Annotated in this window: 16 protein-coding genes and 4 pseudogenes; 11 read left to right on the forward strand and 9 right to left on the reverse strand. The window is 67.9% G+C overall.

Features of this window, described 5'->3' with window-relative positions:
• Positions 1-144: 144 nt before the first annotated feature.
• Both ACWD6R_RS22500 and ACWD6R_RS22505 read right to left on the reverse strand, forming a co-directional pair.
• Complete coding sequence (locus tag ACWD6R_RS22500; RefSeq protein WP_451820323.1) at positions 145-1896, reverse strand: sensor histidine kinase; 1752 nt, start codon at positions 1894-1896, stop codon at positions 145-147.
• A gap of 163 nt (positions 1897-2059) precedes the next feature.
• On the reverse strand, positions 2060-2752 hold the full coding sequence (locus tag ACWD6R_RS22505; RefSeq protein ID WP_451820324.1) for a response regulator: 693 nt from the start codon (positions 2750-2752) through the stop codon (positions 2060-2062).
• A 369-nt stretch (positions 2753-3121) separates the two neighbouring features.
• Here ACWD6R_RS22505 and ACWD6R_RS22510 point away from each other — a divergent pair, with 369 nt between their 5' ends.
• The 4 genes and pseudogenes from ACWD6R_RS22510 to ACWD6R_RS22525 all read left to right on the forward strand — a co-directional run bounded on the left by ACWD6R_RS22510 (position 3122) and on the right by ACWD6R_RS22525 (position 6054).
• On the forward strand, positions 3122-3520 hold the full coding sequence (locus ACWD6R_RS22510; protein WP_451820325.1) for a hypothetical protein: 399 nt from the start codon (positions 3122-3124) through the stop codon (positions 3518-3520).
• A gap of 195 nt (positions 3521-3715) precedes the next feature.
• Positions 3716-4333 (forward strand): CBS domain-containing protein, encoded by a 618-nt coding sequence (locus tag ACWD6R_RS22515; protein WP_451820326.1) that lies wholly within the window; start codon positions 3716-3718, stop codon positions 4331-4333.
• Between the two features lie 325 nt (positions 4334-4658).
• Positions 4659-5319, forward strand: a pseudogene (locus ACWD6R_RS22520) (bifunctional acetaldehyde-CoA/alcohol dehydrogenase); the annotation flags it as partial.
• A 282-nt stretch (positions 5320-5601) separates the two neighbouring features.
• Complete coding sequence (locus tag ACWD6R_RS22525) at positions 5602-6054, forward strand: pyridoxamine 5'-phosphate oxidase family protein (RefSeq protein ID WP_451820337.1); 453 nt, start codon at positions 5602-5604, stop codon at positions 6052-6054.
• Between the two features lie 262 nt (positions 6055-6316).
• On the opposite strand, the gene pflA is transcribed toward ACWD6R_RS22525, so the two are convergent.
• The 3 genes from pflA to ACWD6R_RS22540 form a co-directional block, all read right to left on the reverse strand.
• Positions 6317-7096, reverse strand: a complete 780-nt coding sequence (gene pflA, locus ACWD6R_RS22530; protein WP_451820327.1) for a pyruvate formate-lyase-activating protein — start codon at positions 7094-7096, stop codon at positions 6317-6319.
• Positions 7093-9354 (reverse strand): formate C-acetyltransferase, encoded by a 2262-nt coding sequence (gene pflB / locus ACWD6R_RS22535; protein ID WP_451820328.1) that lies wholly within the window; start codon positions 9352-9354, stop codon positions 7093-7095. Before pflB ends, pflA begins: the two co-directional genes overlap by 4 nt.
• A gap of 175 nt (positions 9355-9529) precedes the next feature.
• Entirely contained in the window at positions 9530-9970 is a 441-nt protein-coding gene (locus ACWD6R_RS22540) for a pyridoxamine 5'-phosphate oxidase family protein (RefSeq protein WP_451820329.1), read from the reverse strand.
• Between the two features lie 262 nt (positions 9971-10232).
• On the opposite strand from ACWD6R_RS22540, the gene ACWD6R_RS22545 reads away from it, so the two are divergent.
• Complete coding sequence (locus tag ACWD6R_RS22545; RefSeq protein ID WP_451820338.1) at positions 10233-10532, forward strand: STAS domain-containing protein; 300 nt, start codon at positions 10233-10235, stop codon at positions 10530-10532.
• Between the two features lie 470 nt (positions 10533-11002).
• Here ACWD6R_RS22545 and ACWD6R_RS22550 read toward each other — a convergent pair whose 3' ends face one another.
• The 3 genes and pseudogenes from ACWD6R_RS22550 to ACWD6R_RS22560 all read right to left on the reverse strand — a co-directional run.
• Positions 11003-12076, reverse strand: a complete 1074-nt coding sequence (locus ACWD6R_RS22550) for a YVTN family beta-propeller repeat protein (RefSeq protein WP_451820330.1) — start codon at positions 12074-12076, stop codon at positions 11003-11005.
• A 63-nt stretch (positions 12077-12139) separates the two neighbouring features.
• Complete coding sequence (locus ACWD6R_RS22555; protein ID WP_451820331.1) at positions 12140-13639, reverse strand: Dyp-type peroxidase; 1500 nt, start codon at positions 13637-13639, stop codon at positions 12140-12142.
• Between the two features lie 409 nt (positions 13640-14048).
• Positions 14049-14258: pseudogene (locus ACWD6R_RS22560) on the reverse strand (hypothetical protein); the annotation flags it as partial.
• Positions 14259-14960: 702 nt separating this feature from the next.
• Between ACWD6R_RS22560 and ACWD6R_RS22565 the strand changes: the two are divergent.
• From ACWD6R_RS22565 to ACWD6R_RS22590, 6 genes and pseudogenes are all read left to right on the forward strand, one after another.
• Entirely contained in the window at positions 14961-15416 is a 456-nt protein-coding gene (locus tag ACWD6R_RS22565) for a hypothetical protein (RefSeq protein WP_451820332.1), read from the forward strand.
• 393 nt (positions 15417-15809) lie between these two features.
• Positions 15810-15935 (forward strand): hypothetical protein, encoded by a 126-nt coding sequence (locus ACWD6R_RS22570; RefSeq protein ID WP_451820333.1) that lies wholly within the window; start codon positions 15810-15812, stop codon positions 15933-15935.
• Between the two features lie 221 nt (positions 15936-16156).
• The gene (locus tag ACWD6R_RS22575) at positions 16157-17194 is read left to right on the forward strand and encodes an alpha/beta fold hydrolase (protein WP_451820339.1); all 1038 of its coding nucleotides are present in this window, start codon (positions 16157-16159) and stop codon (positions 17192-17194) included.
• A gap of 561 nt (positions 17195-17755) precedes the next feature.
• Positions 17756-19066 carry a preprotein translocase subunit SecY gene (gene secY, locus ACWD6R_RS22580; RefSeq protein ID WP_451820334.1) on the forward strand — a complete coding sequence of 437 codons (1311 nt, stop codon included), beginning with the start codon at positions 17756-17758 and terminating at the stop codon, positions 19064-19066.
• A gap of 175 nt (positions 19067-19241) precedes the next feature.
• A pseudogene (locus tag ACWD6R_RS22585) lies at positions 19242-19625 on the forward strand (ISAzo13 family transposase); the annotation flags it as partial.
• 13 nt (positions 19626-19638) lie between these two features.
• Positions 19639-19796, forward strand: a pseudogene (locus tag ACWD6R_RS22590) (AraC family transcriptional regulator); the annotation flags it as partial.
• Positions 19797-19893: 97 nt separating this feature from the next.
• Here ACWD6R_RS22590 and tnpC read toward each other — a convergent pair.
• Positions 19894-20930: IS66 family transposase (gene tnpC / locus ACWD6R_RS22595; RefSeq protein WP_451820335.1), on the reverse strand; the 1037-nt coding region annotated here is incomplete at its 5' end.

Below are 20930 nucleotides of genomic sequence, written 5' to 3' on the forward strand. Positions count from 1 at the left end.
CTACACGGGTGGGTCGATCCGTGAACGATCTTTCCGCGTCGGCACCGGGCACGGTCAGTGGCCACACGTCCCGTTGACGGCCCGATGGTCCCGGTGCTGGAGGCCCGCCCAGCCCAAGCGGAGAGCGGATCCGCGGAGCGCCCCCTAGCCTTCCTCTACGGGCGCCCGCCAGGTCAGCGTGGTGCCGCCGCCGTCGGCCGGGCTGGACAACTCCAGCGTTCCGCCCAGTTGTTGGGCCCGTTCGGCCATGTTGCGCAGACCGCTGCGTCGGCCGCCGGGCGGGATACCCACGCCGTTGTCGGACACCGTGAGCCGCACCTCGCGCCCGTCGGTCTCGAGTCCGACATCGGCCCGATCGGCGCGCGCATGCCGGGCGATGTTGGTCAGGGACTCGGAGAGGACGGCCACCACGTGGTCGGCGATCTCCTTCGGCACGTCCGTGTCGAGCAGGCCCTCCATGCGCACGCTCGGGGCGAAGCCCAGCACCGGCGCGGCCTCGCCGACCGCCCGCACCACGCGGGCCCGCAGGCCGGCGCCGGCGGCGCCGTCGTCGCGCGACCGCAGACCGAAGATCGTCGACCTGATGATCTTGATCGTCTCGTCCAGGTCGCCCACCGCTCGCAGCACGCGCTCCGAGGCCTCCGTGTGCTCGATGAAACGGCCGGCGCTCTGCAGCGTCATACCGGTGGCGAACAACCGCTGGATGGCCAGGTCGTGCAGGTCCCGGGCGATGCGGTCCCGGTCCTGGAGCACCGCGATCTGCTCTGCGTCCCTGCGCCGTTCCGCCAGCTCCATGGCGACCGCGGCCTGCGCGGCGAACCCCTGCAGCGGCTCGGTCTCCTTCTCGGAGAACACCGTCTGGCCCTCCGCTCGGACCAGCAGCACCACGCCTCGCACACCGTCGCCGGAGCCAATGGGAACAGCCACGGCCGGTCCCATCCCGGTGAAGCGCGGCGCGATGGCGGAATCCTCCAGTGAGACCCCTGTCTCACCGCGCTCGGCGCGGGAGACGTCCGGGTTGGTGACCGGCACGGCGCCGGCGAAGGCCTGTCCGATCAGCTTGTCGTTCCTGGGCACGACGAGCCCGCGATGTGCCTCCGCCTCGCGTCCGATGGCCAGTTCGACCATCAGCGCGTCGGTGTCCTCCATGGGCACCGCGACCACCGCGAGGGCCGCGGAGGTGATCTCCCGGGCCCGTTCGGCGATCAGCCCGAGGACCTCCCCGCGGTCACTGCCGGACATCAGACTGTGGGTGATCTCGGCGCTCGCCTGCAGCCAGCGTTCGCGCAGCCGGGACTCCTCGTACAGGCGGGCGTTGTCGATGGCCACGCCGGCCGCCACGGCCAGCGTGGACAGGACCGACTCGTCGTCCTCGTCGAACTGTGCTCCGCCGCGCTTCTCGGTCAGGTACAGGTTGCCGAATACCTGGTCGCGCACGCGGATCGGTACACCGAGAAACGTGTTCATCGGCGGGTGGTGTGCCGGGAAGCCGTACGAAACGGGATGCGCGGAGAGCTTGGGCAGCCGCAGCGGCTCGGGGTGCCGGATCAGCTCGCCCAGGATGCCATGGCCCTCCGGGTAGGGACCGATTCGGGCGATCTGCTCCTCGCTCACACCGACCGTGAGGAACTCCGACAGCCGCGTGCCGTCCGGGCCGATCACGCCCAGGGCCGCGTACTCCGCCTCGACCAGGACCGCCGCGGCCTCCACGATGCTGCGCAGCGCCTGCTCCAGGTCCAGCTCGCGGCCGACCGAGAGCACCGCCTCCAGCAGGCTGTGCACCCGGTCCCGGGTGCCACGGGCCGCGTCCAGGCGGGCCTGCAGCTCCTCCAGCAGCTCATCCAGCCGCAACTGCGGCAGCCGGACCCGGGCACCCTCGGGGCCTCGCGCCAGCAATTATTCCAAAGCCCCTCACCCTGCCGACGGCCGATCATTCTAGTCGAGGCCACGTTATCGGCCCGCGGCAGACGGCGGTATGAGATCAGACTCACTGCCGGGGCGGAAGGCATGCCAGGCGGTGCGGGCAGCGGCGATTACAGGTCCTTCCGGCCCCGGGACTTCAGCGCCCTTCCTGCCTCTGCCGGCCCTGGACCTGGGTGGCTATGACCGCGGCCTGGACACGGCGCTCCACGCCGAGCTTGGCGAGCAGGCGGGAGATGTGGTTCTTCACCGTCTTCTCGGCGAGGTACAGCCGCTGGCCGATCTGGCGGTTGGTGAGGCCCTCGCCGATCAGGGCGAGGATCTCCCGCTCCCGCTCGGTAAGACCGGGCAGGGCGTCCGGCTCTTCTTCCTGCTGCTGCCCGTCCCGAAGACGGGCCATCAGCCTGGTAGTGGCGCTCGGATCCAGCAGGGACTGGCCGCGGGCCACGGTGCGTACTGCGGACACCAGGTCTGATCCTTGGATCTGCTTCAGAACGTATCCGGACGCGCCCGCCATGATCGAGTCCAGCAGCGCCTCCTCGTCGTCGAAGGAGGTCAGCATCAGGCAGGCCAGCTCCGGCATACGCGAGCGCAGCTCCCGGCACACGGTCACGCCGTCACCGTCGGGCAGCCGGACGTCCAGGACCGCCACCTGCGGGCGCAGTGCGGGGACGCGCACCAGGGCCTGCTCCACGGTGCCGGCCTCGCCGATCACATCGATGTCCGGCTCGTCGTTCAGCAGGTCGCGCACTCCACGTCGTACCACCTCGTGGTCGTCCAGCAGGAAAACCCGGATCGGGCTGTCGGGGCCGGGCTGCTTGCTGTCCGCCATCAATTTCTCCCTGGTTCCGCGTTACTCGTCGATGTCCACTTGGACCGTATCGGTCTCCGTACCGGGATCTTTTCCGGATCCGGGCCGAAGGGCCAGGGCCGGTCGGCCCTGTTTCCACAGAGTCTCCCGCAGCCAGAAGCAGTGGTGCCGTGCGGGGACGAACTGGCGGGCCGGACACGTCCACGTCGAGGACCACGCCCCCCTGGCGGCTCCCGGCAGCCGGTCGGACCCACACTGCCGAAGGGCGAGTCCGGCGGCCCTGTAGGGGGAGGCCCTATGGCCCCGTTCCTGGGGCCTGACGGCCCTGGGCCCACGCCGGTCCTCGCAGAAGTCTGAAGCCGCTGCCCAACGATCGAAGGAGCGAAGCAGATGACTGCGAAGGACACCGGCACCCACGTCACCTCCACCGTCGCAGTACAGGTGCGAGCGGAAGGCGATGTGGACGAAGAGGCACTCGCGTACGTTCGGACCAAGGTCGACACGGCCCTCAACCGGCCCGGAGTTCCAGACGTCAGCGGCAAGGTGAGGATCGCGAAGGCAGCGGCGCACCACGTCGAGCAGCCCTGGTCTGCCGGGGCCGAGCTCGTCGTGGGGAACACTCTTGTGGTCGTGCACGCCCAGGAGGCGACGGCACATGAACTGGCGGACCGGCTGCAGGACCGCCTCCGTAGCCAGATGACTCGGGTCCTGCACCGCAAGGAGGCGGCCCGCAGGTCGGCCACTCCCCCACCGTGGCGTGGTGGCCAGGCCATCAGCGGGCGGGATTAGAGTCTCCCGGCCCTCCGGTGCGAGGCGGGTCGGTCCTCCACCAGGTACGTCTGGGCCCTGCACCGCGGCGCAGGGTGGCTGCGAGGCTGAAGGGGCGGCGAGGCGGCCGGCAGGTGCCTCGAGGGAGAGGCACTGCACCCAGCGGGGAGCAAGGCCTGCCCGCCTCCCGCTCGCACCGTGAAGGAGGGAAGCACCATGAAGACGCGCACCGTCGGCGAAGTCATGACCAGCGAGGTCGTCTGCGCAAGCCGGCAGACGCCGTTGGACGACGTGGTGCGGTTGCTGGATCGGCACCGTATCCGCGCACTGCCGGTCGTCGACCACGATGACAAGGTGGTCGGGGTGGTCTCCGGCGCCGATCTCGCGCACGGCTCTGTGGTCACGACCGCGGGAGAGCTGATGACGACCCCGGCGGTCACCATCCATCCGGAGCAACGTGTTTCGGATGCCGCACGGCTGATGGAACGTCAGGACGTCGACCGTCTGCCCGTGGTGGATGAGGAGGACCGCCTCATCGGTATCGCCACCCGCCGCGACCTGTTGCGGGTCTTCCTGCGTACGGACGAGGAGATCCGTCAGCAGGTGGTGGAGGAGGTCCTGGTCAGCGCGCTGGGCCTGCCACCCGGCGCCGTCGCCGTTTCCGTCCGGGACGGCATGGTCATGCTGGAGGGACGCCTCCACCACCGTAGTGACGTCCCTCTGGCCGTTCGGTCGACCTGGCGTTTGGAAGGTGTCGTCGGTGTGGTCAGCAGGCTCGGGTTTGACATCGACGACTGCCGCCCTGCGCAGCCGGCCGCGCCTGAATCATCCTGAACCGGCCACCCGAGCGGCGCGGGTCACGCCGCGATGAACCCTAGGGCCGACCCCTTGTCCGAACGCTCCCAGCCTGTCCGAAGCGGTACCGGTCAGCCCCCGGAAGGGACCATCGGCACCTGGGAGTGGGGGCGAGGCAGGGCGAGAGTGAAGACGGGAGCGGCACCGGTCCCTCGCGGCGCCGCTCCCGTCCGCACGCCGCCAGCCCCATGGCGGCTCTCGTCAACGGAGGCGCATCCCATGACCCGTCACGACGCCGGAACCGAGGCAACGGCCACCGCCGGCGCGCCGTCCGACGTCGCCATCGCCGTGGGCCAACTGCGCGGACCTGCCCCCTGCGCTGGCCGCCGACAGCGCCTTCGACGCGCTCACCCACGCCATCGAGGCGTACGTGTCCGTGTACGCCAACGACTTCACCCACGGCCTCGCCCTGCACGCGATCCGCCTGATCTTCGGCAACATCGAGGCGGCGGTGAACGACCGCACGGGCCGCCCCGACGCGCGGGAGAAGATGCACAACGCGGGCACCATCGCGGGCCTTCGGCAACGCCTTCCTCGGCATCGTCCACGCCATGTCGCACACCCTCGGCGCCGCCTTCCACATCGCACACGGGCACACCAACGCCGTCCTGCTGCCGCACGTCATCCGCTACAACGGCACCGTTCCGACCAAGCTGACGGGCTGGCCCAAGTACGAGAACTACCGGGCTCCGGAACGCTTCCAGGACATCGCCCGCGCCCTCGGCCTGCCCGCCGCCACCCCGCAGGAGGGCGTGGAGTCGCTGGTCTGCGCGGTGGAGCGGCTGCGCAACGCCGTGGGCATCGAGCCGTCCTTCCAGGCCCTCGGCATCGACGAGCGATCCTTCCTCGACGCACTGCCCCAGCAGGCCCTGAACGCCTACGAGGACCAGTGCGCGCCCGCCAACCCGCGGATGCCCATGCTCGACGACATGCAGGACATCATGCGCACCGCCTACTACTGGGGTGGGCAGGCTACTGGGGTGGGCAGGGCCGGCCGGACGAGGGCCGAACGGCCCTGGTATGAGGAGCTCCGGTGCGGTTCCAATGACCTGATCGAGCCTGCCCGTGGGGCCCACTTCACCCGGGGTGCACGGACAGGCAGCCGTCCACGCCTCGACTCGAAGGGACGACTTACATGCCGTAGCGGCGCGCCCCGGCCGTCACCACGGCGACCGGCCACGCGACAGCATCCGCGCAGGGGCCGAAGACACACCACAGTGAGCAACGAAACCGTACGGAAGCCTGCCATGACCATCGACCACACCCAGCCCCTTCCTGCCGGACCGCGCCGGAGCGTCGAGCTCGACAGCGACGAAGCCTTGCGGCTGCTGGGCAGCGTGTCCTTCGGGAGGATCGTCTTCACTCGTCACGCGCTGCCGACCATCCGCCCAGTGAACCACGTCTTGGACAACGGCGACATCGTCATCCGCACTCACGAGGGCGCGGCGCTGACCTCGCGCGCGCAGCAGGCCGACGGCCAGGGCGTGGTCGTCGCCTACGAGGCCGACGCCATCGACCCGGACATGCACCTCGGTTGGAGCGTGATGGTCACCGGTTACGCCCACCTGGTGACCGAGCCGGGTGAACTGGCCCGCTACCGCGCACTGCTCAACCCCTGGGTGAACCAGACCATGGACTATGCGGTCCGTATCCGCCCGGACTTGATCACCGGCATCCGACTCACCGCCGCGAACACCTGATCACGGTCACGAACCGCCGAAGACCAGCCGTATGGCTCCTCACCGCGTAGGCAGCTCATGCCGGCGCATCGGCGACCACACGCTCGTCGACATTCCTCCCAGAACTCGCCGAACTCGGCCGCCCGGTATGGCCGAGTCCGAACGCGAGTACATCCGGGAGAAGTGCCTCGAAGGCCAAGACGCCGCCCGGGAGCGGCCGGCACGGCGGATGCCCCAAGGTCTTCGACTGCATGATCGCCTACGCCTGCCCCGATCGGTCGGCTCACAGCGCCCGCAGACCGTGCTCTCGGAACTGTTCGCGCACCCGTTCCGTCAGCTCCGGATCGGGAACAGGGGTGTCGCGGAGCGGGAAGTCGATGCCAAGGGCGTCGTATTTGTGGGCGCCGAGTTTGTGGAACGGCAGAACGTCCACCCGGTCGACATTGCCCAGGCCGGCCAGGAAGGCGCCGAGGCCGTCCACGGCGGATGGGTCGTCGGTCCAGCCGGGAACGAGGACGTAGCGGATGTACACGGGGATGCCCAGCCCGTCCAGGCGGGTCGCGAAACTGAGCGTGGGGGCGAGGGCGCCGCCGGTCAGTCGTCGGTAGGTGCCGATGTCGAAGGACTTGATGTCGAGCAGCACCAGGTCGGTGTCGGCGAGCAGCGCGTCGTCGGCGCGGGCTCCCAGGAGGCCGGAGGTGTCCAGCGCTGTGTGCAGACCCAGCTCCTTGCAACGGCGGAGCACAGCGCCGGTGAAGCCGGGCTGGAGCAGCGGCTCGCCACCCGTGATGGTCACTCCCCCGCCCGCTGTGGTGATGAACGCCCGGTACTTCGCGATCTCCGCCATCACCTCGTCGACGGTGGCCTCCCGTCCGTCCCGCATGTGCCAGGTGTCGGGGTTGGCGCAGTACAGGCAGCGCAGCGGGCAGCCGCTGACGAACAGCACGAACCGGGTCCCGGGACCGTCCACGCCGGTGGACAGGTCCCAGGAGTGCACCCGGCCGGCGAGCTGCCCTGCCGCCGGGACCGCATGGCCTGTCACCGGCTTCGCCGCGGTGTTCACAGCGATCCGTGGAAGGTGCGGCTGATCACGTCGAGCTGCTGCTCGCGCGTCAGGCGGACGAAGTTGACGGCGTACCCGGAGACTCGGATCGTCAGCTCCGGGTACTTCTCCGGGTGTTCCATGGCGTCCTCGAGCGTCGCCCGGTTCAGGACGTTGACGTTCATATGGAAACCACCGAAGGCCATGTACCCGTCGAGGATGCCGACCAGGTTGCCGGCCCGCTCCGTGGGATTGTGGCCGAGCCCCTCGGGGGTGATGGTCGTGGTCAGCGATATCCCGTCGCGCGCCTCCTCGTACGGCAGCTTCGCCACCGACAGCGCCGATGCGACCACCCCGTGCCGGTCCCGACCGTTCATCGGGTTGGCGCCGGGCGCGAAGGGCTGTCCGGCGCGCCGGCCGTCGGGCGTGTTGCCGGTGTGCTTGCCGTAGACCACGTTCGAGGTGATCGTCAGCACCGACTGGGTGTGCTCGGCACCCCGGTAGGCGGGGTGCTGGCGCACCTTGGCCATGAAGGACTCCACCAGGTCGACGGCGAACCCGTCGGCGCGGTCGTCGTTGTTGCCGTACGCCGGGAACTCGCCCTCGGTCCCGTAGTCCACGGCGAGCCCGGTCTCGTCCCGAATCACCTTCACCCGGCCGTACTTGACAGCGGACAAGCTGTCGACGGCCACCGAAAGCCCCGCGATCCCGCACGCCATGAAGCGGTGCACGGGGTAGTCGTGCAGCGCCATCTCGATGCGCTCGTAGGCGTACTTGTCGTGCATGTAGTGGATGACGTTGAGCGCGTCGACGTACGTCTGCGCCAGCCAGTCCAGCATCCGGTCGTACGCCGCCGACAGCTCGTCGTAGTCCAGGTACTCGCCGGTCAGTGCGGGCATCTCGGGTGCGACCTGCTCGCCGGTCACCTCGTCCCGGCCGCCGTTGATCGCGTACAGCAGCGCCTTGGCGAGGTTGACCCGGGCGCCGAAGAACTGCATCTGCTTGCCGACCGCCATGGCGGACACACAGCAGGCGATCGCGGTGTCGTCGCCCGTACGGGGGCGCATGAGATCGTCGGACTCGTACTGAATGGAGCTGGTGTCGATCGAACCCTGGGCGCAGAACCGCTTGAATCCCTCCGGCAGCTGCGGCGACCACAACACCGTGAGATTCGGCTCCGGGGCCGGCCCGAGGTTGTAGAGGGTCTGCAGGAAGCGGAAGGAGGTACGGGTGACCAGCGGGCGGCCGTCGGCGCCGATGCCTCCGATGGACTCCGTCACCCAGGTTGGGTCGCCGGAGAACAGCGCGTCGTACTCGGGCGTGCGCAGGAACCGCACGATCCGCAGCTTGATCACGAAGTCGTCGATCAGCTCCTGGGCCCGGGTCTCGTCGATGGTCCCCTCGTCCAGGTCACGCTGAAGGTAGACGTCAAGGAACGTCGACGTGCGGCCCAGTGACATCGCGGCGCCGTTCTGCTCCTTCACCGCGGCCAGGAAGCCGAGGTAGAGCCACTGCACGGCCTCGCGGGCGGTGGCGGCGGGACGGGAGACGTTGCAGCCGTACGAGGCGGCCATCCGCGTCAGCTCGCCCAGCGCACGGATCTGTTCGGCCAGCTCCTCCCGGTCACGGATCACGTCCGGGGTGGAGGGCTGTACGTCCAGCAGGGCCCGCTCCACGCGCTTGGCCTGGATCAGCCGGTCGGTGCCGTACAGCGCCACGCGCCGGTAGTCGCCGATGATCCGGCCGCGGCCGTAGGCGTCGGGCAGCCCGGTGATGATCCCGGCCTTGCGCGCGGCCCGCATCTCGGGGGTGTAGGCGTCGAAAACGCCGTCGTTGTGGGTCTTGCGGTAGGTGCCGAAGACCTTGGTGACGAAGGGGTCGGGCTCGTAGCCGTACGCCTTCAGGCCGTTCTCCACCATGCGCAGGCCGCCGCCCGGCATGATCGCCCGCTTCAGCGGGGCGTCGGTCTGCAGCCCGGCGATCAGCTCGCGGTCCTGGTCGATGTACCCGGGGGCGTGCGAGGTGATCGTGGAAGGGATGGCGGTGTCCACGTCAAGGATGCCCTTGCGCCGCTCCTCGGGGAACAAGGCACTGACCTTCCGCCAGACGGCGAGTGTGCGCTCAGTCGGGCCGGCCAGGAACTCGGAACCGCCTTCATACGGCATGTAGTTGGCCTGAATGAAGTCACGCACGTCGACCGATCCGCGCCAGCGCCGGCCGGCGAAACCGCGCCAGGCCTCGGCGGGAGCATCCACGTCTGCGCGGGTTGCCACGGTCATCACTGCCTCCGCATCGTTCGCGACACCGCTCACGGAGGATCCCGTGGGCGGCTCCGCTGTCGATGCTTGTCTGTCATCGCTGCCCCGCACAGGGCCTGCGGGAACCCGTTGCCGCGCTGTCCGGCCCCTCTCGATGGGGCCGATCGGTCCGTGGCGCGGGCGACGACACCGGTGCTCAGGCGGAGAGGCGCACGCCGTACATCGTGCGGCCGCGGACGAGTTCACGCCCGGTGACAAGTTCCGGCTCAATACGCACGAAGACCTCCTCGGGCGAGGGAGCCCAGGAACGAGGGCCTGCCCGGTCCAGGCGGTTCATCTCGGCCTGGTCGGTCACGACAGCCGCCCGGCCGGTGAGGACGACACTCCATCCGGAGTGCGCCGCTGCATCGACCGCGTCCGCCTCGAAGGCGACGACCGCGCCGCCGACCGCGCGGGCCGGCTCCGAGTCCGCCGAGATGCGCAGCAGCACCGCTCCGTCGCTGTCCAGGGCGAAGTTGACGGGCAGGACCGCGGGCAGGGCCTGGCGCGTGTAGACGATCCGGCCGACGGGCGCCGTCGCCAGCAGGCTCAGGCACTCCTGACGACCGAGTTCGCGGAATCCATCGTTCGGGTACATGAGTCAGTCCGTCTTTCGCCCGGTGGAGGGAATTACGCTCCATGCTGAGCCCACCGGCAGCCACGGGTGAGGGGCCACCGGTCCCACCCTCGCCGGAGAGCGGCCCGAGGAAGCGTGGCGGCAAAGGGGGGCCGACCGGCCCTTCCGGCGCGCCCATCGGTCCGTATTTCTTCCATGGCCGAAACCCTCATCAGGTCCGCGCCCCCACACCGAACGTACCGTCGGCGGGACGACCGTCCTGGAGCTGCGCGGCGAGATCGACATCCTCACGGCACCTCCCCTAATGGCGCGCCTCGACAACCTGACGGCCGCCGTCCACCCCGACCTCGTGGTGGACCTTCGCGCCGTGTCCTTCATCGACTGCGCCGGGCTACGGCTGCTGTGTCGGGCTCGGAACCGGGTCCTGGAACGGCATGGCCGGCTGCGGCTCGTCACGGACAGCGGCTGCTTCCTGCGGATACTGAGCGGAGCCGGCCTGGACGGCGTCTTCGAGATCTACGACCGCCTGCCCGAAGCCCTCGCGCCCACGCCCGGCAGGAGCCTCTCTTGCGCAGCGGGCTGACGAGCGAGACCAGCGCTTGCATCCCGAAACCTTGGCTGGTTCGCGTGACTGCGTGACCCTGCAGGCCCCCGCAACCCAAGCGATCTCGGGACCCGACCGGGACCGATGCTGAGTACTTGCTGACCTGGGTCCCGAAAGCATCGCTCTGACCTGCGCAAATGTCCAGATGCTAGATCTTGGACTTGAACGATGTACGCATCATGGAGGTACTCCCGGGCTAGGCTCCCTGCCTGCGTTTTTGCAGGTCAAGGGCGGTTTCCTTACCCTACAACCAGTCGCATGTCCGGTCAGCTCTCCCCGGGTTTTTGAGGACTGATGCTGAACACGGTTCGCCGTCGGCGCCCTCGGCCCTGGCGTCGTTCGGGCAGCACTGCTGTCCCTATCCGTCGAACTGGGGGGAGCGGCTGAGGAGCTATCACCAGGCGCCCAGGACGCTTACCTTGATGGTGACGATGCAGTGCGTCGCCGGCTCAGCTCACTGCGACGCCGTAGGGGCTGGCGCCGAGGGTGACAGTGGCGACCACCTTTTGGGATGTCGGGTCGATGACCGTGAGGGTGCCCGCTCCCTGGTTCGTGACGTAGACAGCGCGGCTGGTGACTTCCACGTTGAACGGGTCGGTGCCGGGAGGGCCCAGGGAGATGGTTGCCGAGACGCGGTGGTTGCCGGTGTCGATCACGGATACGTTGCCCGGGCCGAGATCGGCGGAGTAGGCGAAGCGGCCGTCGGGCCCAATAGCCACGTCAAAGGGGCCCTCGCCGACCTGCACGGCAGTCGCCTTGCCGGTACGGGTTGCGACGGCAAGGACCTGCCGTCCCACTTCGTCGGCAACGTAGGCCGACTCGCCGTCCGGGGTGAGGGCTACGCCCACCGGGGAGCGCCCCGCGGGAAGTTTCCGGGCGACCCGGCGCGTGCGGGTGTCGATGACCGACAGGTTGCCCGACCCTGCGTTCGCCACGTAGGCCCTGCCACCGTCGCGACTGAACGCCACGTTCACCGGAGATTTTCCGACCGGGATGGTCGCGGCCACCCGGCTGGTTCGGGTGTCGATCACCGAGACGGTGTTGGACCTGCCGTTGGTGACGTAGAGGGATTTGCCATCGGGACTGAGGCCGACACCGGTGGGGCTCTTCCCGACCGGCACGGTTGTGACGATCTTGTTGTTCCGGGTGTCGAGGACCGAGACCCGGGCAGAGCCACTGTTGGCGATGTACACGTGCTTGCCGTCCTTGGCGACCGCGACACCTTCGGGCGCCACGCCGGCCGGCACGGTTGCGACGACCTTGTAGGTCCGGGCGTCGATCACCGAGAGTGTGTTGTCCTGCTGGTTCGTGACATACACGCGGCCACTGGCGCCGGCAACGGGCGCGGTCGGCGCAGTCGGCGCAGGAGCCGATTCCTTTTTGGCCGAGGGGCTGGGCGTACAGGAGATCAACAGGATCCCCATGCCCGCGGCGAGTGCCGACCGGAGCGTCCTGCCGGGTCGCCGGCGGCCGCTGCCGGCTCGGGTCCGCAGGGCAGAGAACATCTCGCCTCCTGTGCGCATTGCGATGGTTCGGTCCGGGACCGGGCGACATCCCGCCGACGGCTGCCCGGCAGCGGGATCGGATCAGGTCAGGAGCCGGCGGGCGTAGTAGTCCTTCTCGTCCTGGACGCCAGGAAGTGCGAAGAAATAGCCCCCGCCCCGTGGGCTGATGAACGGCACCAGTGCTTCGCCTTCCAGCCGGGTCTGCATGGCGATGTAGGAGTTGAGTTCTTGCTGGAAGCAGACGAACGCATGCCCCATGTCAAGTTCCGGCAGGTTGGGGCTCCGGTCGTAGTCGTAACTGCGACGCAGAATGGTGCTGGTTGCCGCGGTCTGCGGAGTCTGGGGATTGGCAAGGCGGATGTGAGAGTTCAGCGGGGTGATCAGGCCCTGCGGATCGTTGGTGTAGATGGGGTCGAAAAGCTCCGGGACGTTCTCGCCCACTGCGTACATGGGGGCGCCGCTCGCCTTGCGGCGGCCGAAGATCCGCTCTTGTTGGGCAACGGGCACCTTCTGCCATGCCTCGATAAAGAAATGCACGATACGCACCACGTGGTACGTGCCACCCGCGGCCCAGGCCGGTTCGGCGCTCTTCGGCTGGACCCAGACCACCTCATTCATCTGGGCGTCGTCGGAGACGGATGGGTTGGAGATGCCGTCCTTGAAGCCGAACCAGTCGCGCCGGACACCGACCGGACGCTCCGGATTGCGCTGGCCGTCGATGCGCCAGCGCAGCTTCATCGCGGACCTGGTGTGGGTCAGGATGTCGATCAGTGCGTGCACCGTCGTGTCGCGGTGATCGGCGCAGATCTGGATCAGCAGGTCCCCCTGGCTCAGCGCGGGGTCCAGGTCGTCATGGCGGAAGGGAGTCATCTTGACGAGCTGGACCGGCTTGCGCGCGCTGAGTCCGTAACGGTCGTCGAAGAGGGATGCGCCCACTCCGACGGTCATGGTGAGACCGTCCGCCACGACCGTGGGTCCCAGGATGCCGTTGTCCGTCGGCGGTGCGGTCGGGGGCGCCTTCGGTGGTCTGCCGCCCGCCGTGAGGAAACGGGCTCGCGAGGTCAGCGTGCGGAACAGGTCGGTGAGTTTTGCTCGGTTGGAGGCGGTCACGTCGAACGAGACGAAAATCGCGTCCTGCTGGGGCAGAGTGGCGATGCCTGCCTGGTGATAGCCGTGGAAGGGGATCTCACGAGATGTCGGTCCCGTCTTGGGAACAGCCACTGTGTCGGCGAGCGCCGCACCGCTGCCCAAGGCGACACCGCCCGCCGCTCCGGCCAGGCCCGCGGCAGCACCGTGAAGAAACGACCGCCGGGCAAACGCACTCGCCGGACACCCTTCGCCGCTCCACCCTTCATCCAGGGTCGCGAACATCTCGTCAGTCATCGTTCCCCTCAGACAGGAGCCAGGTGGCAAGCCGTACGGCTTCGCCGCGATCGGATTCCGTGAGTCGGCCCGCCCAGCAGGGCACGCCCGTAGACGGCAGTTCCCAACCAGCGGCTGAAGAACCGCCAGCCGCACGGCCGCCCATAAAACGGAATATATGCGACATCCCTGCTCGCGCCACTGGGAAGTGTGGCGCAAGGTAAGGGGTTTGGATCGCGTGCGGCGGCATCGACCGTGCCCGTGTGCTGTCACTGTGAGGCTGGCGGCACGGCGGCTTCCCGGCGACCGGATCGCAGACCGTCGGCGGTCCCGGGGGAGCTCCCCCGGACGGCCGACGGGCAGACCGGTGACTTCCGGAAACAGCCCAGGCGCGCCCGCAGGGCGGCTTGAGCTCCTTGAGGCGGGCCGGCAGGCCGTTGACGAAGGCTGGCGACTCGTCCGTGGAGAGTTCTTTGGCGCGCTGCACTGTCTCGTCCGGGACGGCGACGTCCGGCACCGAAGGATCCGGGCAGAGCTCCGTTTCAAGCTCAGGTGATCAGGGAGCGCAGTTCGCCAGGTGGCCCGGCACATGCGCTACGCCCAAGCCGGCCCACTGTCTGACGCGTCATCGGATGGTGTGGTCCGAGCAGCCGGGGCCGGCGATCCGTTCGTAGCCGGAACCGTGGACCAGGACGAGCAGGATGTGTTCGAACACGGTGGGGTCGGGAATCCGGCGGCGGTGGCAGCCGAGCCCGTGGCCGGGATCGAACGCCTCGCGCACCGGCAGGAGCGTCGCGAACTGCTCCCACCCCTCTGGCCGCGAGCGCCGGCCCCGCACGGAAGGCGCGCCGCCTCGGCAGGGGCGGTTCGACCCGAGTTCGCCGGGCGCGGCGCCCGGTGCAGCAATCGCTTTCCGTCAATCCGTGTCGCACCGTCCGGCAGGTGACGCCAGGCGTGCTTCACCTCGCCATCGAGCGGGGCGAGACGTCGCCCGACGACTTATGGACCGTCACGATCGGCGTGGGCACCACGGAGTACGAGGTCCAAGCGCTCAGGCAGCGGGTGCGCGACGCCGGCTTCGTGCCGCGCCGCGACCCGATGGCGGGACCCGACCCGAGCGGCCCGGCCGACAGGCCCCTCGGCTGTCTGGTGCGCGTCGGGCGCTACGCCGACCAGACGTCCGCGAACGCAGCCCGCGCACAGGTCGCCGCCAAAGGCCTGCCCGCCTCCGTCCGGAACACCGGTGAGGACGGGCATCCCACGACCGGCCCGTGGTCGGTGGACGTACTGGAGATCGACCCCGCGAAGTTCCGCGGCAGGCTCGCCTCCGAGCTGGGCACCGGCATCGTCCCGGGCCGCCAGACAGTAACGGCCTCCCTCGCGGTAGGGAGTGGATCAGCGAGTGGCGTCATGCGGCTTCGATGGCACGGCGGAGGACGGAGTCGACGCGGAGCGTCGGTGACCGACGACAACGCCGCAAGCGGAGTCGCAGGGCGTCGGGAGCCCACTCCCTACCGCGGGGTAGGCCGTAAGTTCGATCGTGCGGCGCACGGGCGCCCTGGCCGGTGTGAACGCGGGATTCTTCGTCCTGCCCAGCGGCAGCAGCACGACGCCCGGCCCCTGGTTCGCCGGCACCGAAGGCGACCCGGCCGGCATCTCCATCGTCCGCGGGGACCTCGTGTCCGAGGCGGTGACCGGCCGGCCCGCGTTCGTACTGCCGACCGATTCCGGCAAGGGCACCGCCATCCGACCGCTGGCCACGCGCCTCACGGCGCGTGCCGGGAACGGGTCGGTCCGCGAGGTCACCGGCCTCAACCGGCAGTCGGGGCTGATCGTCAACTGCGGCGGCACCGGCGACGCGCCCCCCTCGCCCACCCGGCCCACGATTACACCTGCGGCAACCCCGACGAACTCCTCGCCATCACCCCGGCGTTCGGCCCAGCGGCCCCGGCAGGCGACGGCTACCAGGCGGCGCTGGACCACACCGGCCGCGTGACGACGGTCCAGGAGGTCCGAGGCGGCGCGCCGCCCGAGCACGGCACGCTGCTGCAGGGCACCGGCACGGGCGCGGACTGGCTGCGGGACCAAGCGCCCGTGGGCGCGCCGCTCGTGCTGCACGAGTCCGTCGTCGACACCAGGACCGGCACACCGCTGGCCCTGTCGCGGCGCACCTCGTTCCGGGGTGTACCCTCCTCGACGTCCTACGGACCGCCACGTCGGACCGGGCCGGGCGGCCCCGGCCCAGCCTCACCCCAACCGGAAGCGCCGGACGGAACGGCTCCTGACAGTGCTGTGATCGCGCGGTTCGCCGGGGTGCGAGTCATGCCGCGTCAGCGAGGGAACATCCGCGGTCGGGATCCACGACCAGCCGACCAGGACCTCCACGAGCGTGGCCGACGACGCCGTCGTGACAGCGCTCGCCGCCGTCAGCGACGCGGTGAGAGAGCTGGAAACCGTGCAGCAACGGCAAGCCACCGAAGAAGCAGCCTTCGACACCGTCTGGTGCGGCGAGTGACGAGGTCAAGGCCGGATGGTGAGCCGAGTCCGTACCGCCGAGCCCCTCAGTCGCTCAGTGGTGAACCGCAGATGATGTGCTCATGGAACCGAATCTCGAACTCATGCCGACGACACATGACGTCAACGCGCGCACCCCAAAAAATGATTCACCCGCCACGTCCATTTTTGCCGTTCGTTTGTCATGCATGAGCGTATAAAAGCCTTCACGGAAAGGTGACGATCATCGACAGGCGGACGTTTTCCAAGATTCTCGCCGTAGGGACAGCCGGAGCCTCTCTGTCGGCGCTCACGGCAACATCGGCCTCGGCACCCGACCGGGAAGAGCCGATGGCGCACCTCATGGGCAAGCCGGGGAACACGTCCTTCGGCTCACTGAAGCAGATCAATGCCGGGGTCCTGAACATTGGATACGCCGAGGCCGGTCCCGCCAAGGGTCCCGCGGTCATCCTCTTGCACGGCTGGCCCTACGACATTCACAGTTATGTCGACGTGGCGCCTTTGCTGGCCGCGCGGGGCTATCGGGTGATCGTCCCGTATCTGCGCGGCCATGGCCCGACGCGCTTCCTCTCGAGCAAGACGTTCCTGAATGCTCAGCAGTCGGTGTTTGCTCTCGACCTCATCGCGCTGATGGATGCGCTGAAGATCAGCAAGGCGATCCTCGCCGGCTTCGACTGGGGAGCACGGACGGCTGACATCATCGCGGCGCTCTGGCCCGAACGCTGCAAGGCGCTGGTATCGGTGAGCGGCTATCTGATCACCAACCGCGAAAGCAACAAGAAGCCGCTGCCGCCGGAGGCCGAGTGGGCGTGGTGGTATCAGTACTATTTCGCCACAGAAAGGGGCCGGCTCGGCCTTGCGAAGTACACGCATGATTTCGCAAAACTGATCTGGAAGAACGTCTCCCCGACGTGGCGTTTCGATGACGCAACGTTCGAACGCACTGCGGCGGCCTTCGATAATCCGGACTGGGTCCCCATCGTGATCCACAACCATCGCTGGCGACTGGGCCTGGCCAAGGGCGACCCCCGATACGACCGTCTCGAAGAACGACTTGCCCAGAGCCCCGTCATCTCGCTGCCCACGATCACCCTTGACGGCGAGTTGGATCCCTTCACTCCTCCCGGGGACGGCACCAGTTATCGCAGCCACTTCACCGGCCCATACGCCCACCGGACCCTGAAGGGCATCGGCCACAACGTGCCGCAGGAAGCCCCGAAAGACTTCGCCGAAACGGTCGTCGAAGTCGACGGTTTTTGATCGCACCACCTGGAGTGACCGCCTCGCCTCACCGCTGAACCGCAGCGTGTCAGCCGTTCGTACCAAAACCTACGAGCCATTCGCAGGAGTTCCGGGCGCAGACGGATCAGTCGATCGTTGAGGGCAACGGACCGTGTCGTCGCGCATCACGAAGGAGCGCGTCGGCCGGGATCAGCTCCGTGGTGATCGCGCCGTGGCCGGAGCCCGTCAGACGCTCCTGGTACGACGCGCGTGAGGTCTCAGCCGCCCATCGTCCGGTCCGGCGCATGCGCGCAGATCACGGATCGGTGCGGGGAACCCACATCATTGCCCTGACGGAACCCTCGAGTTGCGCGATGTGATGTGCAACCTCCTGCTGCCACCCCATGCCTTTGAGGCTGTCACTGGCTTACGCAAGTCGAGTTCGACTCAAGTGGTGCCGATTTTGTGATCGTGACACGCTTCGCACTGACGCAGCCATCTGCTATTCCGGCGAGGCGTTCCCCGGTCGGAAATTGCTGATGCGGCCATCCCTCAACACCGTCATCTCTGACTCGCCGGCGCAGAGGCGAAGGAGGTACCTTGCCCACCGCGATCGTCCGCGTTCTCCGGACACCCGAACTGCGCAATAAGTTGCTCTTCACGCTCGGCATGATCCTCCTGTTCCGCCTCGGGGCACACATCCCGATCCCCGGGGTGGACTACGGGAACGTCCAGACCTGCGTCAATGCAGCACAGGCCGGCAACAGCCATCTACTCGGTCTGTTGAACCTGTTCAGCGGCGGGGCACTGCTACATATCGCAGTGTTCGCACTCGGCATCCTGCCGTACATCACAGCCAGCATCATTCTTCAATTGCTGACCGTCGCCATCCCGAAGTTGGAGGCGCTCAAAAGAGAGGGCTCAGCGGGGCAGGCGAAGATCACCCAGTACACCCGCTACCTCACGGTCGCGCTCGCCGTACTGCAGGGCACAGGCCTGGTCGCAACCGCCCGGAGCGGCGCCCTGTTCAGCGGCTGTCCAGTCGCCTCGGACATCGTGCCGGACAAGTCGATCTTCATGACCGCCACCATGGTGCTCACGATCGCCGCAGGGACAGCCTGCGTGATGTGGCTCGGCGAGCTGATCACGGACCGCGGTGTGGGCAACGGCATGTCGATCCTGGTATTCGTCTCGACCGCAGCCACTTTGCCCAGCACACTGTGGGCCATCAAACAGAACGGTAAGATCGCCGGCGGCTGGATCAACTTCGGCAGCGTTGTTGCCGTCGGATTCGTCATGGTGGGATTGGTCGTCTTCGTCGAGCAGGCCCAGCGTCGCATCCCGGTGCAGTACACAAAGCGGGTGATCGGCCGGAAATCCTACGGTCACGCATCCACATACATCCCACTAAAAGTTAACCAGGCGGGTGTAGTTCCGGTCATTTTCGCATCGTCGCTGCTGTACATTCCACAGCTCATTGCACAGTTCTCCAGTTCGACCTCCTGGTGGAAGTCGTGGATCGAACGCAACTTCGTCAAGGGCGACGACCCCTACTACGTAATCACCTATTTCCTTTTGACGGTCTTCTTCGCATTCTTTTACGTGTCGATCACGTTCAATCCAGAGGAAGTCGCGGATAACATGACGAAATATGGTGGCTTCATCCCAGGAATCCGAGCCGGCCGACCCACCGCCCATTATCTGGGCTATGTCCTCAACCGGATGACGTGGCCGGGAGCTCTTTACCTGGGGGCGATCGCACTGGTACCAACAGTTGCCTTTGCGAGTTATGGCGGTGCCAGCAGTCTCAGCGGAACAAGCATCCTCATCATCGTGGGCGTGGGTCTGGAAACGGTAAAGCAGATCAACAGCCAGCTCCAGCAGCACGATTACGAAGGCTTCCTCCGCTGATTCCCGGACTTCCTTTCCCGATTCCCGCATTTCAGGATGCATGGTCCCCATATCAAGGGCCCGGCTACGGCAGGCAGGCGTCACCACTCAAGCCAGTGAATAATCAGGACGACCAGGCCGATCTCGTAGAGCCAGAAGGGCAGTCACTGCTTCCTGCCCAGGGAGCTGTCGATTCTGGTTGCACCACCCGGTGATCTGCGGCATGGAGACACGCGAGTTCGCCACGCTGCTGGCCGACGTCGAGCAGTACATCCTCGACCACCCGCCCATCAGCCTGCACCACAAGCGAGCCCGGCACCGCACCTTGCGGCGCGGCTCGCTCTCGCTGTCCGACCGGCTGCTGGCAACCGTGATCCGACACCGCTGGAAGACACAAGTCAGGGCACTGACCGCACTGTTGGGCTCCCCCAGGGAGGCGGTCGGTGACGCGGTCCACGAGATCACCCCGGTCCTGGAAGGACTCGGCCGCTCCATCAAGCCCGCCCCGATCACCGCAGCCACCGCCCAGGACCTCGCGAACCTCATTGGATGGGACAGCCCCAAAACGATCAGTAATTAATCGACAGCTCCCTGGGGTGTTCAACTCGCGGTTCACCGACTGGTCGGCGAGAGCCCGAGCTCATACCGGGCCCGCCGCCATGACGAGGGCGCCGCCATCCCGGCCTGCGTCGCCAAGATCCACATGCGACCGGTCAGGAATGGAGAAGCGAAACCTGCACCCCGTCCGTAGCGTGAAACGCATGGACATCAAGCTTTCACAGTGCTTCATCGCCGTAAGCATTCAGAAGGAATGCGGCTGATCGGTGACGGTATGTGAGGCTGGCTGGTCAGGCCGCTTGCTCGATGGGGGGCATCCAGAGGTTGCCGGTGAAGGCGCGGTGGATGGCTTCGAAGGCGCTCAGGCCGTGTTTGCGGGCGGAGTCGAGGTAGGAGCGCACGCTGAGCCAGGCCGTCGCACCGTGTTCGGACTGGTGACAACCGGAGATCTTCAACTGGGTCTTGACCGGACGGAGCGCTCTTTCCCCGCAGTTGTTGGTGAAGGGCACGTGCCGGGGGTCGTCGGCGAACCGGAGCACGGCATGAGCCTGATCACGTAGCCGTTCCAGCAGGTTGCGGGCGGTGGACTGTTTTCGCCCCGTCGCACGTGGGTGCTGGGACAGCCCCACCGCAATGCCCCGGTGGAAGGCCTTCAAGTGCAGCAGCAGTGACTCGGGGGCGATCTCGCAGATCTCCCCGGACCGGACCCGCAGGGCCTGGGTATTCAGCCCGGCCAGCGCCCACCGGATCTGCCGGTGCCACTTCAGGTCGGGGAAGTCCTCCTCGGCGGCGGTCAGTTCACGGATCAGATGCGCCCCGCACAGTTGGTGCCGGCAGCGGGGGTATCCGGCATACAAGAAGAGCGAGTCGTGGACCAGCACACCCCGGTAGTGCGGAAGGACACCGCCCGCGTCCGCCCCGGCCCGCGAGCGTGGCGCGAGGTGGAGGAGGGTGAGGAAGTCGGTGCAGGCCACATGCAGCCATTGGCGGGTGGTGCCGATACGGGTGGTGGTCTCGTCCGCGTGCAGGACATGCCCCATCACCAGCAGAGCCCGGATCAGGTTCACCGAGTCATCGACCAGGCCGGCGGCCTCAGGGAGCAGGGAGGCCACCCAGCCGGTGGAGACCTCCGCACCCGTCACATCCTTGATCAGGTAGGCGGTCCGCTCGACGGGAATGTGCTGGAAGACCAGCAGGTAGACAGCCAGCGCCCGCAGGTTCGGGCCGTAGGACGACGGCGATCCGGCGACCGTTTCGGGCATGCCCGAGGCGGTGACGGTGCCGCAGGCACACCGGCAGCGATGCGCCCGGTGTTCGGTGACCGTGA

Source organism: Streptomyces sp. NPDC005151, assembly GCF_053599875.1.

Coding starts and splice junctions, on each gene's coding strand:
- ACWD6R_RS22540 (WP_451820329.1), bottom strand. CDS start 9,970: ATGTACCCGAACGATGGATTCCGCGAACTCGGTCGTCAGGAGTGCCTG.
- pflB (WP_451820328.1), bottom strand. CDS start 9,354: ATGACCGTGGCAACCCGCGCAGACGTGGATGCTCCCGCCGAGGCCTGG.
- ACWD6R_RS22515 (WP_451820326.1), top strand. CDS start 3,716: ATGAAGACGCGCACCGTCGGCGAAGTCATGACCAGCGAGGTCGTCTGC.
- ACWD6R_RS22525 (WP_451820337.1), top strand. CDS start 5,602: ATGACCATCGACCACACCCAGCCCCTTCCTGCCGGACCGCGCCGGAGC.
- ACWD6R_RS22505 (WP_451820324.1), bottom strand. CDS start 2,752: ATGGCGGACAGCAAGCAGCCCGGCCCCGACAGCCCGATCCGGGTTTTC.
- ACWD6R_RS22550 (WP_451820330.1), bottom strand. CDS start 12,076: ATGCGCACAGGAGGCGAGATGTTCTCTGCCCTGCGGACCCGAGCCGGC.
- ACWD6R_RS22510 (WP_451820325.1), top strand. CDS start 3,122: ATGACTGCGAAGGACACCGGCACCCACGTCACCTCCACCGTCGCAGTA.